Source organism: Microcoleus sp. Pol12B3 (assembly GCF_036701355.1).
Classification (GTDB): domain Bacteria; phylum Cyanobacteriota; class Cyanobacteriia; order Cyanobacteriales; family Microcoleaceae; genus Microcoleus.
The window spans coordinates 1-14,504 of the sequence record NZ_JAUBQS010000060.1 but is presented as its reverse complement, the minus strand read 5'-3'; the positions used below and the strand labels follow the sequence as shown (position 1 = coordinate 14,504).

14 protein-coding genes and 1 pseudogene are annotated in these 14,504 nt (G+C 46.8%); 8 read left to right on the top strand and 7 right to left on the bottom strand.

Features of this window, described 5'->3' with window-relative positions; translation table 11 throughout:
• Positions 1-22 precede the first annotated feature (22 nt).
• The gene (locus tag QUA53_RS23385; protein ID WP_333100073.1) at positions 23-1,831 is read left to right on the top strand and encodes an aspartate kinase; all 1,809 of its coding nucleotides are present in this window, start codon (positions 23-25) and stop codon (positions 1,829-1,831) included.
• Positions 1,832-1,949: 118 nt separating this feature from the next.
• Here the strand turns inward: QUA53_RS23385 and QUA53_RS23380 are convergent, their stop codons facing one another.
• Both QUA53_RS23380 and dcm read right to left on the bottom strand, forming a co-directional pair.
• Entirely contained in the window at positions 1,950-2,390 is a 441-nt protein-coding gene (locus QUA53_RS23380; RefSeq protein ID WP_333100072.1) for a DUF29 family protein, read from the bottom strand.
• 88 nt (positions 2,391-2,478) lie between these two features.
• On the bottom strand, positions 2,479-3,531 hold the full coding sequence (gene dcm / locus QUA53_RS23375; protein WP_333100071.1) for a DNA (cytosine-5-)-methyltransferase: 1,053 nt from the start codon (positions 3,529-3,531) through the stop codon (positions 2,479-2,481).
• A gap of 332 nt (positions 3,532-3,863) precedes the next feature.
• Between dcm and QUA53_RS23370 the strand changes: the two genes are divergently transcribed.
• Positions 3,864-4,247, top strand: a complete 384-nt coding sequence (locus tag QUA53_RS23370) for a DUF4346 domain-containing protein (RefSeq protein ID WP_333100070.1) — start codon at positions 3,864-3,866, stop codon at positions 4,245-4,247.
• A gap of 59 nt (positions 4,248-4,306) precedes the next feature.
• Here the strand turns inward: QUA53_RS23370 and psb32 are convergent, their stop codons facing one another.
• A complete protein-coding gene (gene psb32 / locus QUA53_RS23365) occupies positions 4,307-5,029 on the bottom strand; it encodes a photosystem II repair protein Psb32 (protein WP_333100069.1) in 723 nt (240 codons plus the stop codon).
• Between the two features lie 132 nt (positions 5,030-5,161).
• On the opposite strand from psb32, the gene QUA53_RS23360 reads away from it, so the two are divergent.
• Entirely contained in the window at positions 5,162-5,392 is a 231-nt protein-coding gene (locus tag QUA53_RS23360) for a hypothetical protein (protein WP_190734279.1), read from the top strand.
• A gap of 162 nt (positions 5,393-5,554) precedes the next feature.
• On the opposite strand, the gene QUA53_RS23355 is transcribed toward QUA53_RS23360, so the two are convergent.
• Entirely contained in the window at positions 5,555-6,100 is a 546-nt protein-coding gene (locus QUA53_RS23355; RefSeq protein WP_333100089.1) for an NADPH-dependent FMN reductase, read from the bottom strand.
• Between the two features lie 382 nt (positions 6,101-6,482).
• Between QUA53_RS23355 and ftsH the strand changes: the two genes are divergently transcribed.
• Positions 6,483-8,417 carry an ATP-dependent zinc metalloprotease FtsH gene (gene ftsH / locus QUA53_RS23350; protein WP_333100068.1) on the top strand — a complete coding sequence of 645 codons (1,935 nt, stop codon included), beginning with the start codon at positions 6,483-6,485 and terminating at the stop codon, positions 8,415-8,417.
• Positions 8,418-8,530: 113 nt separating this feature from the next.
• On the opposite strand, the gene QUA53_RS23345 is transcribed toward ftsH, so the two are convergent.
• Positions 8,531-9,151, bottom strand: a complete 621-nt coding sequence (locus tag QUA53_RS23345; protein ID WP_333100067.1) for a M23 family metallopeptidase — start codon at positions 9,149-9,151, stop codon at positions 8,531-8,533.
• Between the two features lie 209 nt (positions 9,152-9,360).
• The gene (locus tag QUA53_RS23340) at positions 9,361-9,546 is read right to left on the bottom strand and encodes a hypothetical protein (protein WP_333100066.1); all 186 of its coding nucleotides are present in this window, start codon (positions 9,544-9,546) and stop codon (positions 9,361-9,363) included.
• Positions 9,547-9,579: 33 nt separating this feature from the next.
• On the opposite strand from QUA53_RS23340, the gene QUA53_RS23335 reads away from it, so the two are divergent.
• The gene (locus QUA53_RS23335; protein ID WP_333036846.1) at positions 9,580-9,960 is read left to right on the top strand and encodes a hypothetical protein; all 381 of its coding nucleotides are present in this window, start codon (positions 9,580-9,582) and stop codon (positions 9,958-9,960) included.
• A 167-nt stretch (positions 9,961-10,127) separates the two neighbouring features.
• Here QUA53_RS23335 and QUA53_RS23330 read toward each other — a convergent pair whose 3' ends face one another.
• Complete coding sequence (locus tag QUA53_RS23330; RefSeq protein WP_333100065.1) at positions 10,128-10,937, bottom strand: phytanoyl-CoA dioxygenase family protein; 810 nt, start codon at positions 10,935-10,937, stop codon at positions 10,128-10,130.
• Positions 10,938-11,105: 168 nt separating this feature from the next.
• On the opposite strand from QUA53_RS23330, the gene QUA53_RS23325 reads away from it, so the two are divergent.
• From QUA53_RS23325 to QUA53_RS23315, 3 genes and pseudogenes are all read left to right on the top strand, one after another.
• Entirely contained in the window at positions 11,106-12,554 is a 1,449-nt protein-coding gene (locus QUA53_RS23325; protein ID WP_333100064.1) for a RecQ family ATP-dependent DNA helicase, read from the top strand.
• Positions 12,555-12,749: 195 nt separating this feature from the next.
• Entirely contained in the window at positions 12,750-13,715 is a 966-nt protein-coding gene (locus QUA53_RS23320; protein WP_333100063.1) for an RluA family pseudouridine synthase, read from the top strand.
• A gap of 265 nt (positions 13,716-13,980) precedes the next feature.
• Positions 13,981-14,504: pseudogene (locus QUA53_RS23315) on the top strand (winged helix-turn-helix domain-containing protein); the annotation flags it as partial.

Here is a 14,504-nt window from a genome sequence, read left to right as displayed (position 1 = left end):
CATCACTTTTTGTGTAAGTCCTATGGCACTAATTGTTCAGAAATATGGCGGAACCTCGGTTGGCACAGTCGATCGCATTTTGGAAGTAGCCCGACGAGTTGTAAAAACAGCACAGCTCGGCAACTCTCTCGTTGTCGTACTTTCGGCGATGGGCAAAACCACCGACGGTTTAGTTAAACTAGCCAAGGAAATTTCCGCAAATCCCAACAAGCGGGAAATGGATATGTTGCTCTCCACTGGGGAACAAGTCTCGATCGCACTTTTGAGCATGGCATTGCAAGAAATGGGACAGCCGGCAATTTCCCTCACCGGCGCCCAAGTCGGCATTGTCACCGAAGCCGCCCACACCCGCGCCCGGATTTTGCGAATTGACCCAAATCGGCTTGAAAGCCAGTTAAAAAGCGGTAAAGTCGTTGTGGTGGCGGGTTTCCAAGGCATCGCCGATGCCGGAGAATTGGAAATTACCACCTTGGGCCGTGGCGGTTCCGACACAACCGCAGTGGCCCTGGCAGCAGCGCTGCGGGCCGACAGATGCGAAATTTATACCGACGTTCCCGGAATTCTGACTACAGATCCGCGCTTGGTTGCCGACGCGCAATTGATGGACGAAATCACTTGCGACGAAATGCTGGAATTGGCGAGTTTGGGCGCAAAAGTCCTCCACCCGCGCGCGGTAGAAATTGCCAAGAATTACGGCGTGCCGCTGGTAGTGCTTTCTAGCTGGAGTGACGCCCCCGGTACGCGGGTAGTGTCCCCCCCACCGCAACCCCGTCCTTTGGAGGGCTTGGAGCTCGCAAAAGCGGTGGATGCGGTGGAATTTGACTTAGATCAGGCGGGGGTGTCGCTGCTGCGTTTGCCCGATCGCCCCGGCGTAGCAGCGCGATTGTTTGGTGCGATCGCGCAGCAAAACCTCGATGTAGACTTAATTATCCAGTCAATTCATGAAGGAAATACTAACGATATTGCCTTCACAGTGACGCGAAAATCTCTGCAACAAGCCGCCGCCGTTGCAGATGCAATTATCCCCGCCCTCGGCAAGAATTCTCGCCCAGAATTGGGAGAACCGGAAGTGAAAGCAGAAGAGCGGCCAATAGCTAAAGTTAGCATTGCGGGTGCGGGAATGATCGGTCGTCCGAGGGTAGCCGCGCAGATGTTTAAGACTTTAGCGGATGCGGGAATTAACATTCAAATGATTTCCACTTCCGAGGTAAAAGTTAGTTGTGCGATCGATGCCGAAGATTGCGATCGGGCCGTTGCCGAACTCTGCAAAACATTTGATGTCGCCAACTCCCCTATTGGGCTGCGTTCATCATCCCACAAACCGCCTGCAGTCCGCGCCGTTGCGTTGGATCTCAATCAAGCGCGTCTAGCAATTCGCCAATTGCCCGATCGACCCGGAGTAGCAGCAAAACTGTTCGGACTTTTAGCCGAGGAAAATATCAGCGTAGATACAATCATTCAATCGCAGCGCTGCCACAATATTGACGGCATATTAACTCGCGACATTGCATTTACCGTCGCACAAATTGACGCAGAAGCTGCTAAAAACGCCCTCGAAAAAGCCGCCCCCGAATTCGGATGGGGCGAAGTAGCAGTCGATACACAAATAGCCAAAGTTAGCGTTGTCGGTTCCGGGATGGTAGCGCATCCGGGAGTAGCGGCAAGGATGTTTGAAGCGCTTTCCCGCCAGCAAATCAACATTCAAATGATTGCCACTTCTGAGATTAAAATTAGCTGCGTTGTGGATGAGGAACAAGGTGTAACTGCTTTGAAGGCAATTCACGCAGCCTTTGAACTTGCCGGCACCGAAAAAATCCAAGTACCCGCCTAATCAAGTAGGGAAACGGCACTGCCGTGTCCTTACAAAAATCGAGGAGACGGCAATGCCGTTTCCCTACCTCAATTAATTGTAGGGAAACGGCATTGCCGTCTCCTAACTTTGGGTAACTTTAGTCCTTATCTTCAGCTTCTTGTGAAATTAAAGTAATTGCTTGATTAATAAGTGCCTCTTGATTCACTAACTGCGACAATTCTCTTGGTTCATAACGCCCTTCTTCCACTTCTAGGGAAGCTTTGTTAATAGCTTGTCTATACGCCATTTCTAAAACAATGAGTAACTCTTCTAGAGGTAAGTAAAATCCCGCGCCTCTCGGTCGCTTATTTTCCTCCTGAATTTCTAGAACCGAGTTCCGAATCGAGATATCCCAAGAGCGAGTTGTGCGATTTTCAGCTTGCTGTTTAATCAGATGCAATAGTAAAATCACTGCATAGCTGCGAATAGTTTTAATGATGTCTTTTTTGCTCATTTCTTCTAGTTCTTCAACTATAGCTAATGACCCAGGTATATCCCCTTTTAGCAGTAAGCTTTTTAAGGTGAGTAATTCTTCCATGACGACTATATCTATCTTGGGTGACTTATATTATAGCTCAAAGTTAGGGCTAGGTTAATGCTAAAATTGTTTAATAACAAAATTAATCTCAAGTAATAGTGTTAATTAGAGTCCCAACTGATTGCAGAAGTCGGGAGTCGGGACATCTATGTAGTTCCTTCTTTTCATCATAGAATAAGTTTTGACTTAATATTTCTTTTGCGATCGCCTCCACCACCGGTACACAAACCGAGTTCCCAATTTGCTTGTAACTTTCCCCCGCACTCGGATAACTCTTAAAATCTTCAGGAAAACCCATAAGACGGTAACATTCCTTCAGCGTCAATTTTCTCACCATATCTTGCTCAGGAATGTAGATAAAAAATCTGCCAGAGGTTTCTTGCGAAGGAATAGTCGGATGCACTCCATCTACCGAATAAATCCGATTAGGCTGTCTGTGAACTCTCGATAAATGTTCTGTATTGGGCCTGACGCCAGTTTTCCAAGTACCTTTATTTCTGTAACCTACAAACAAAAGTCCCGAATCTTGCTTTCTCGGATAATCAATTAAAGTATACTCTGATTTGTCCAATATTTCAAAATCCCCTGTCTCGTCTAGAAATTCCCTGAGTTGCGGAGGAAACTTACTTTTAAGTCTAGAAAAATTGAATTCTTTACCTTTAGTTGCAATAATGAATATTCTTTCACGATGTTGAGGAATTCCAAAGTCTTTAGCATTCAGCATTTTGTAATTCACGCTGTATCCCAAATCTTCCAGACTGGCAATAATTACTTTTAAGGTATTTCCCTTGTCATGATGGATTAAGTGCTTGACATTTTCGAGGACAATTACTTGAGGTTGCTTTATTTTAATAATTTTACCAATCTCAAAAAATAGCGTGCCTCTAGTATCTTCAAAACCCTGCTTTTTGCCACAGATGCTAAAAGGTTGGCACGGAAACCCGGCGACTAAAACATCAAAGTCTGCTAACTCGACGGGATTAATTTTACTGATATCTCCAAAAGGAACCTCGCCGAAGTTTTCTGTGTAAACTTGTCGGCATTTGCTGTTTATCTCGCAGGAAAAAACGCATTCAAAGCCAAATTTTTCAAACCCTTGTCTGAAACCTCCAATTCCTGAAAATAAATCTATAAATTTCATCTATAACTTAATGTAAAATTTGACTCAAATTTATGGTAACATATTTGGTTTGTCTCTCTTCTTTTACTCTGCGTTATTTGCGCTCTCTGCGGTTAATTCTATCAAGTTCAACAAGTCTTGTGACAGTCCTCAATCTTATACCACTCATTAAAAGTCGCAGCAGCCACCGCCGGACACGGCAATGCCCTGTCCCCACAGATATAGGATAGAATGTCGATCGCCCGAAACTTCCTCCGCATTCAACCAAGCAACCTGCCAAACTTGTCCCGCAGCCGACTAAACTAGAAATAGCAGAAGAAATTACAGTTATTGTTTACTTCCTTTCACCAACCATGAGTCAAACCTTGGAAAATCTCACCGCCATCGATGACAAGCTATCCAAACGCCACATCGACCTCGATCCGGGTGGCTACTTCATCATTTATCTCGATCGCGAAACCAGCTTAATCTGTGCCAAACATTTCACCAACATCATCGACGATCGAGGCCTCGCCGTCGATCCCGAAACTGGTAAACCTATCCCCGCCCGCGGCAAAGTAGAACGCACGCAATCCACAGTTTTTAGCGGCAGAACCGCCAAAGAGCTTTGTGTCAAAATCTTAGAAGAAACCCGCCCCAGCCCGGTGACAATGTTAGATCACGCGGCTTATCTGGGACGGGAGTTTGTACGGGCAGAAATTGCATTGTTGAGCGATCGAGAATACGTTCAAGATTAGTGCAGCCCTGCCTTAATTTCTTGACAAAACGGCAACCGATCGAATTTATCAGCACCCGATCACGAAAAACCTTGATACCAGAAATAAGTCACCATCGGAATCACTGTCGCCAACACCAACAGCACAACCACAACAACTGTGGCATTGCCTCGATCTGTTTCTTCAGCTTTTTTAAAGGTGCCTTCAACTTGAATGTTGTCAACAACTTCAGGAGGGCCCGGATCGGGTTCGCCCGACAAAACAGTTGCAATGCGCGTACTTGCAGCCGAAAATGCCTCGTTGTATTTATTGGCTTCCCGCAGCGGCACTTGCACGGTTTCCCCAGCTACACTCTGGGCAATTTCATCGGTTAGCAGGGATTTAACCCCTTCGCCGGTGCGAATTGCTGCACTGTTGGTAACAGTGTCGAGAACGAGTAAAATTTGATTAGTCTGGTCTTCTTTTGCGGGAAACCACTGTTCAAACAGTTGGTCGGTAAAAGTGGCAGCCGTTTCGCCGTAGTCTAAGCGGTGGATGGTGACAAATCTGACTTGTTTCCCTGTTTTGTTTTCCAGGTTGTCGAGCACGCTGCTGATATTGCTTTCGCTGCTGCGGCTGAGTACGTCGCCTTTGTCGAACACCCAAGTTCGATCGCCCGTCGACAACACGGGCATTTCGTAAACGCCAGTCGCCAATGCCGGCAATACCGCCATCTGGGATGCGATTAGGGCGATCGCGATCGTCGCCGCCAAAGGTTGGAGATATTTTCTCCAGTTAAATAATTGCTTCAGGAGTCGGGTCATGAGGTTAACCGTAAAACTGACTTTTTTCCAAAAATACTATAGAAACCCCCGTAAAATTCATTTTATGCAGGGCAATATTTACAATTAGCTCGCCAGTGGAACTCCCCGCCCGATTATTTTAGGATTCTAACTATGGAACCAGCAGACACTTATAAAGGTTGGATTATTCAATCCCAGAAAGTCTTCTACGTCGAGGTTTGGGATAGTCGCGGCAACCGCCACGTAGCCGTCCAAAATGCCAAGACTGAGGAGGAAGCTTTGGAATTGGCCAAAAAGTGGATAGACAAATATGAGTCAAAACCCGGAAGAATGGCGATCGACGTACCCCATCCTTTCGGAGACATGATCGATATGCCATTTTAATTCAGTTGACTGTTGACTGTTGACTGTTAACAGTTAACATTACAGCTTGTCGGGTACTCTACTAGAGACAAAACCTCTTCAAATCGAGCAATTATTGCAACTGACACATCAGAAGAATAGGCCAGTTGCGTTTCGGACTGCATTTGTCATCAGCAGATAAAGTTACGAAATTCCTCGCAATTTCCGCGTATTTTCCACTAAACTCCGAGCAAATTCGTCGAACCTTTCAGACAGTTTTTCATCCAACAATTTACCATCAGGACTAAAAGCTTTCCAAGCTTGTCCGATCGCAATTTGTTCTGGAATGACCCAAGCGTGCACCCATCTTAAAATCACGCGCAAATCGTTGAGTGCGTTGTTGTTAACTTGCCCTCCCAAAACGCTAATCCCACCCGCAACTTTCCCGTCCAAATGCTCAAAACTCATCAAATCCAGGGCATTCTTGAGAGCACCGCTGACGCTACCGTGATACTCCGGCGTTGCCAAAATCAAAGCGTCGGCTTGCTTAACCGCATTCTGCAGCTTTTCCACATCGGGGTAATCGATATAATCATTCTCACCATTGCAGAATGGCAGATTGAGCGATCGCAAATCGAATATTTCAACTTCCGCGCCCAGGGCCTGCGCCCGTTCTGCTGCCACCTTCAACGCTAACTGGCTGTAGGAGCCAGCCCGCAAACTTCCACCAATACCGACAATTTTTACCATAAAGCTTAAAAACAATAACTGCTTCTCTAACACGTACTCATTACGAGTATGATTAACATAGCAAGTTCGATCGGCAACTGTCAATCGATTTTAGATTTTAGATTTACGCACGTGGCCGAGAAGCCGGGTTTTTGCCACAATTTTTGGAAAAAGCCACAGATTTGGGGGAAAAACCGGTTTCTGAGTCGCACTGCTCTTCAAAAACGGGCCCGAGAAACCCGGTTTCTTGAAAAGCAGTGGATTCAAAACCCCCCTCTTGAGGGGTCTCTTGAGATCCAGGGAGAGATAAACCCATTCAACACTCGCCCTCTTGTTAAAATAAATGAACGTAGCAAACCACAAGCGGTCAATCTTGGCAGTCTTCAACCTTGGGCAAAGCAATATGAAAAATTCTTGGAAACACGCATGGCTGGGGCATCTAGCTGTAAACAAAGACAAATCGAGCCAGAATCCTAAAAAATCAATTTCAGGACGGAATCTTTGGCGCATCCTGGGCAGTTTGGTGATTTCTCAAGGAATATTGCTCTCGACCCCGGTGTTTGCCGAGAGCGCGCCAAACACCATGAGTTACAGCCAACTGATCGACAACATAGAAAAAGGGCAAGTCAGTAAAATCGAAGTAGACGAAACTCAAAAAATTGCCAAGGTTAGGCTAAAAAATCAAAAAAGCGATCAAACCCAATCAGTTAGTCTGTTCGACTACAACAACCGAGAACTGTACTCCCAAATCCGCGCCAAAAAGATTGACTTTGAAGTCAAACAAACAGCCGACAACGCCGCCGCAGTCAGTTTAGTAGTAAACTTGCTAGTGATTTTTGCAGTGTTGGCAGTGCTGATGGCAATCCTGCGCCGATCGACACAATCTCAAGGAAATGCCATGAACTTCGGCAAATCCAGAGCCCGTTTCCAAATGGAAGCCAAAACCGGCGTGATGTTCGACGACGTTGCAGGCATCGAAGAAGCTAAAGAAGAACTGCAAGAAGTCGTAACCTTCCTCAAAAAACCCGAACGCTTCAACGCCATCGGCGCCAAAATTCCCAGAGGAGTTCTGTTAATCGGGCCTCCAGGAACCGGCAAAACAATGCTGGCAAAAGCCATCGCAGGCGAAGCAGCCGTCCCCTTCTTCAGCATCTCCGGTTCGGAATTTGTAGAAATGTTTGTCGGAGTTGGCGCCTCCCGCGTCCGCGACTTGTTCCGCAAAGCTAAAGAAAATGCCCCCTGCATCGTCTTCATCGACGAAATAGACGCCGTAGGAAGGCAGCGCGGCGCTGGTATCGGCGGCGGCAACGACGAACGCGAACAAACTCTCAACCAGTTGCTGACAGAAATGGACGGCTTTGAGGGTAACAGCGGTGTGATTGTGATTGCAGCTACTAATCGGCCGGACGTTCTCGATACCGCCCTGCTGCGGCCCGGCAGGTTCGATCGTCAAGTAACGGTAGATTTACCCAGTTACAAAGGGCGTTTGGGGATTTTGCAAGTTCACGCGCGCAACAAAAAACTCGACCCAGAAGTTGCCCTAGATACGATCGCCCGCCGCACTCCCGGCTTTTCCGGCGCCGACTTGGCAAACTTGCTCAACGAAGCAGCAATTCTTACCGCGAGGCGTCGCAAAGACACGATTAGTAACTTAGAAGTTCACGACGCGATCGACCGGATCACGATCGGGCTTACCCTCAACCCGCTGCTCGACAGCAAGAAAAAGTGGATGACAGCGTACCACGAAGTCGGACACGCCCTAGTCGCGACCATGCTCAAAAATGCCGATCCAGTTGAAAAAGTAACGATTATTCCGCGTTCCGGCGGCATCGAAGGCTTCACTAGCTTTGTGCTCGACGACGAAATGCTCGACAGCGAAGGTTTGAGGAGTCGGGCTTTGCTGTTAAACCGAATTAAAGTAGCTTTGGGGGGACGGGCGGCGGAAGCAGAAATTTATGGCGATGCTGAAATCGACACTGGTGCCGGTAGCGATCTCAAAAAAGTTAGCAGTCTCGCGAGGGAAATGGTAACGCTTTATGGAATGTCGGATTTGGGGCCTGTGGCTTTGGAAAGTCCGAACAATGAGGTGTTTTTAGGCCAGAATTGGAATTCGCGATCCGAGTATTCCGAAGACATGGCAATTAAGATCGATCGGCAAGTCCGGGAAATTGCCTTTGAGTGCTACGAAGAAGCTCGCCGAATTATCCGCGAAAATCGCGCTTTGGTAGACAAACTTGTCGAAGCGCTGTTGGATGAGGAAACGATCGACGGCGATGAATTCCGCCAAATTGTCGAGCGGTACACCGAGTTGACCAAAAAAGAGTTGGCACCAACGTAAAGATTCATTAGTTATTCAAGTTTGTAGTGATGACTTGATTCCTCATTCCCGAAAAAATCAGGACTTTAGTCATTACTACAAACCAAAAAAAATGACTGCTAACTAATGACAAATTAAGATTGTTGCGCGTACATTTCCCGGAGTACCAAAGCCGGGTCAACCCAGCGGCCGCCGTACTTCAGTCCCCAGTGCAAGTGAGGTCCACTCGTGCGGCCAGTCATCCCAACTCTGGCAATTCTCGCACCTGCAGGCACTGTTTGACCTTGCCAAATTTGCACGGTACCTTCGCTATCGGTATAATAACGCCCGCCGTTAGCTGTTAGCACTCGGCCTCTGAGGTGACAGTAGATGTGTTCCCAATTTCCCGATCGCACCACCATACCAGTGCCGCACCGGCCATCTTCCCAAACTTCCACAATTTGGCCGCCCCACCAATTGCGGATATAGCTGCCTTCCGGGGCCGCCATGTCCAAACCGTAATGAAAATCCCCGCCACGGGGGCCGAAGGCGGAAGTGTATGTTTCAAAGTTTTCGACTGGAAAAGAAGCTTCTTGCCACAAATTACCCGTCGCTACTCTGCTTGGTAAGCCTGACTGAGCTTTGACTACCTGCTGCTGAAAATAAGGGCCGATCAACACAATGCCGATCGAAAGTGCCAGCAGCAGCATCTGTCTGAAACGAAAAAAGCGTTTTACCGTCAGCGGGCCTCTAGAGTCTTGCAGGATTTTTTTCACGGCTCAAAGTTAAATGTGTGTGGGAGTTTGCGTTGTCTGTTAGGCTCACATTTTGCACCCTTGTCAGTCAATAAAGCTTTCCGGGGCGGGCTTTCCGTCCCACCAAAAAAATCATTCTTTGTGGAACGGGCATCTTCCCCGTTTCTGAGTTTCTGAGAAGGGTGCAAGATGTAAGTTATGCCAATTCGCTGCAAGATTGGCTTTGAGCTCTACTCGCGATCGCGAATCAGTTTAATAACAACGTGTATCTTACTCCATCCAAAACCCGTGTCAAGGCTTCCGGGTAAATGCCCGGGGGCGATAAAAAAAAATTGGCCTGGGAATTCGTGCTGCGGTTGAATTCGATCGAGCTTTTGCTTGAGACTATAGTTAAGTTCGGGGATTTTGGATGACATCCAAAATCTTAAATTCATCACCAACATCAAGCAATGCTTACTGAAATTTTTCCCTTTAGTTTTGCCATAGACGCAACTGCCATCGCTGGTGCGTCCTTGTGGTCTTTGGCCCTGTACTGGGGCCTGTCGCCCGTGACAGAATGGGTAATCCTGCAACTCAACCGCTGGATGAATTTTGCCGAGAGATCCCTCTACACCTCGGAAGCCGAGTTTGAAAGAACCCGCCAAGCCAGAGAAGCCCAAAATGCCTTTTACGCTTCCCTGTTGAGCATTCTGCCCTTTTTAATTGTGGGCGGATTGTGCAATTGGGGCGTGGAATTGTCTCTGGGCACTGGTTGGGCGGTATCTATGGGTACGATCGCCTGTATTGGCGGCGGCGTGTACGAACTCGGCCGCCGTGACGGTCAATCTTAGGCGGTTTTAGATTGTGGATTTTGGATTTTGGATTGCTCAAGATATTCTGAGATTTACCAGCCTCTAGAATTGATCGTAATCTCAAATCCAAAACTCCAACTCTCAAATAAATATGACATTTCCCGTTTATTTATCGATCGCGCCTCAAACAAAATTAGCAATGTATTTTAACCGTAATTTGACTCAGGATGTTTACCCAAAAGTCGCAGTTGCCGTTCAGTAGCGGTAGCGAGAATTTCGGGATTGAACTGCCACGGCCAAGGCGAAAATTTCTGCGCGATGTTGCGGTGGGAATAATGCACTTGCAGTAAGTAGCGAGTTCCATCTGTCGTCGTATTTTTGCCGCCGGAGTGCCAAATTTCACTGCGGAAAAACAGCACATCTCCTGCTTTGCACAAAACTGGTTCTGGGGAGTGTCCGTTCCAAGTTTCTTCCCCGCGATCGGGTTTTCTACCAGATTTGTGACTGCCAGGAATAATGTAGGTAGGACATAGGTCTTCAGCGATGTCGCTGAGATAGAAATGGGCTGTACAAATCCATACTGGCAGTTGAAAAGTGCGATCGCCAAACACGCTTTCGGGCACGGGTACAAACACCTGATCGACGTGGACGCGCCAACCATCATAACCGGGCCCGCTTTTCCATGCAGTCATGCCGATAATATGGCAATCGCTGCCCATTAATGCTTCGGCTAATTCAATTATACCCGGTCGATCGGCATAGGAGAGCCACAGGCGATCGCGATTAAAAACGCACTTAAAATGCTGGTTCAATTCACTCCAACTGCTACCATCGAGTCCGAAGGGTTGCAGGCGATCGAGTGCTTCTTTGGTTTGCGCCACTTCCGACGGACTGAGTACACCAGGAATCAGCGCAAAACCATCTTCATGCACTGCTTCTGCTAGACCTGCGGTATCGAAAAGATCCCAAATCTTTTGCCGATAGCTGAAAACTTCCCTTAACGTGCTTGCGTTCATAATTTAAAAAGTAAAATTATTAACTGTTATTAAATTAACACTTATTCTGCTCGATACTTGCATACTATGAAACCAGCCACCCGGTTTATTGGTACATCAGGACTTACACAAGATTTAATTATGTAGACACGCACTGCTCACATTACGTCTGATTTGGGAATAAATTAAATGAAATACCAACCCGAACCAACATCATTAAATCAAGCCCGTGCCGCCTTCCAAAAAATCTGGGGATACGACGACTTTCGACCACCGCAAGGAGAAATCGTCGGTAGTTTATTAGCCGGAAAAGATACAATTATAATTATGCCGACAGGTGGCGGCAAATCAATCTGCTTTCAACTGCCAGCTTTGTTACAAACAGGCTTAACGTTGGTAGTTTCGCCGTTAGTCGCACTGATGGAAAATCAAGTACAAGAATTGCGCGATCGCAATCTTCCTGCTTCCCTACTCCACAGTCAATTGCCAACAGCGCAGCGCCGACAAACTATGCAGTCGCTGCAACAAAACAAATTAAGATTGCTGTACCTGTCTCCTGAAACATTACTCAGCAAACCTGTTTGGGAAATTATCAGTCAGCCACAGATCCAAATAAACGGTTTAATATTAGATGAAGCTCACTGTTTAGTGCAGTGGGGTGATACTTTTCGACCAGCTTACCGCCGTTTGGGAACAGTGCGATCGGCTTTGTTGAAAGCTAAACCAGCAAACAGTAAAATTGCGATCGCCGCTTTCACCGCTACCGCCAACCCGGAAGCACAGCAGACAATCAAAAATGTGTTGCAACTGCAAAAACCCGAAGCCTTTCTGCTAAGTCCGTACCGTTCTAACCTGCACCTGCAAGTGCAGACAGTGTGGACGCCGAGAGGACGCAAACAGCAGTTATTAAATTTTATTAAAGCTAGACAAAATCAAGCAGGTTTAGTCTATGTACGCACTAGAAAAGATAGCGAGAATTTGGCAGATTTGTTGGAAGCAGCAGGTTATGAAACAGCAGCATATCATGCAGGTTTAAGTCCAGAATCACGACGAAAAATAGAAACAGCTTGGCTGAACAATAATATTAAATTCGTGACTTGTACCTCAGCATTCGGGATGGGAATTAATAAGCCAGATGTCCGGTGGGTTGTTCACTTTCAAGCACCTTTGCTATTATCGGAATACATTCAGGAAATTGGTAGAGGCGGACGCGACGGCAAATCGGCGATCGCCCTGACATTGATTAGCGAACCTACGGGTTTTCTTTATCCCGAAGATAAACAAAGAAAGGAATTTTTTCAAGATAAATTGCGATCGCAATACCGAGAAGCTCAGCAATTAGCCAAAAAACTGCCAGTTAAAGGCGATATAGAAGCAGTTTCTCGCGAATTTCCCGAAAGCGCGATCGCCCTTTCAATCTTGCACAGTAGCGGACAATTAACATGGCAAGATCCTTTTAATTATGCGATCGATAAATCTCCCCAGCAAAAAGCTGAAAAATTAAATTTTACCGCAGCGGAAGAAATGGCTAAATATCTCAAACATCGCGAGTGTAGGTGGCAATTTTTGCTGCAAGCTTTTGGGTTTGCCAAGGAAGCTAAATCAATGCGCTGCGGCCACTGCGATAATTGTCGATAGAATTGACGATTATACTCAAACGACTTAACCACTCCGACCAAAGAAACCGGGTTTTTTACCCAGTCTGCGGGCCCAAAGGAAGTATTGCGGTGAGAAAAACCGGTTTCTCGCTGCCCGTGCGATCGCGAACTAACTCACAGATGTTATGATGAAGATATTTGCTTTACACACTTGGCAAAAAATAGTAAAAAGTAAATGATAGAAACAGACACTGCGGCACAGATTTACAGAGTAGAAAATACAGAGGAATTCGATCGCAGTAATGTCAATCAGCGATTAGATATTTGGCTGTCAAACCAGATACCGGACTTATCCCGATCGCGAATCCAAACTCTGATATCACAAGGCAACGTCAAAGTCAACGACGAAACCTGCACCTCGAAAAAAATATCAGTAAAAACGGGCGATCGCATCCACCTCACTTTACCCGAAGCCCAGCCCACTTCCTTGCAGCCCGAAGCAATTCCCCTCGACATCCTCTACGAAGATGACAGCCTCATTATCATCAACAAACCAGCCGGATTAGTCGTCCATCCAGCCGCCGGACACGCAGACGGTACATTAGTCAACGCCCTCTTAGCCCACTGTCCCCTAGCAGAAATAGGCGGAGTTCAGCGGCCGGGAATCGTGCACAGATTAGACAAAGATACAACAGGTGCGATCGCGATCGCCAAAACCGACATTGCCCACCAACACCTGCAAGCCCAACTCAAAACCAAAACCGCCCGCCGCGAATATTTAGGCATAGTTTACGGTGCTCCTAACACCGAAACAGGCACAATAGACTTACCCATCGGGCGGCATCCCACAGACCGCAAAAAAATGGCAGTAGTACCAGTAGAAAAAGGCGGTCGCCCCGCAGTTACTCACTGGAAAATCAAAGAAAGAATCGGCAACTATTGCTTAATGCACTATCAATTAGAAACCGGCCGCACCCATCAAATTCGCGTGCATACAGCGGAAATAAAACATCCGATTGTCGGCGACCCGATGTACAGTTCCAACCGTTCGATCGGCGTCAATTTAACCGGACAAGCCCTCCACGCATGGCGGCTGACATTGCAGCATCCCGTAACCGGAGAATTAATAGAGGCGATCGCACCTTTACCCGATCAATTCAACACTTTGTTGAAAATATTGCGATTGCGCTCTCACACTTGATATTTTGGGCAGTTAACACTGGTAAAGTATTTACTATAAACATTTTTTCGCCTTCCTTTTTTCTTGATTAAACTTCTTGCCTAAATCTTTGATGTAAGATGTCAACCGCAGATGAAAATAGATGTACGCAGATGAACGCAGATACATTTAAAGATAGGAGAGCGAAAAAGGGCTTCAATTCAAGTCTAATATTTATCGGTTATATCATGTCCGGTCGATCAACCATGATATAATCAGGAGGAACAGCACCCCCATCAAATAAAGAATGCCAAAACGAATTACGATCGCACCTCATCTGAGTCCAGAAGAGCTACAAGCTCGTTTCCGTCAAGCTAAAACAACCACCCAGGCTCATCATTACCAGATTATTTGGCTGTTAGCCATTGGAAAAACCACCGCAGAAGTGATGGCAGTGACAGGTTATAGTCGTGGTTGGATTTATGAATTAGTCGGGGGCTACAATCATTTAGGACCTGAATCCCTCGGAGATAAACGTTGCAAAAATAGCGATTGTGACCCTCTGCTGAATGATGTGGAACAAGCTCAATTGTGGCAAGTCTTACAGCAGCCACCCCCCGATGGCGGGCTGTGGAATGGTCGTAAAGTGGCCGACTGGATGAGTGAACTCAAGGGTGAAAAAGTCGGTCGTCAAAGAGGGTGGGAATATCTCAAGTCCATGAAGTTTCGATTGAGAGTTCCTCGTCCAGAACATCAGGAATCAGATCTCCGCAGAACTTGCAGGAATGGAAAAAAAAATCTGCGTCGGTTCGTCTGGAAAATCAAGAAGGA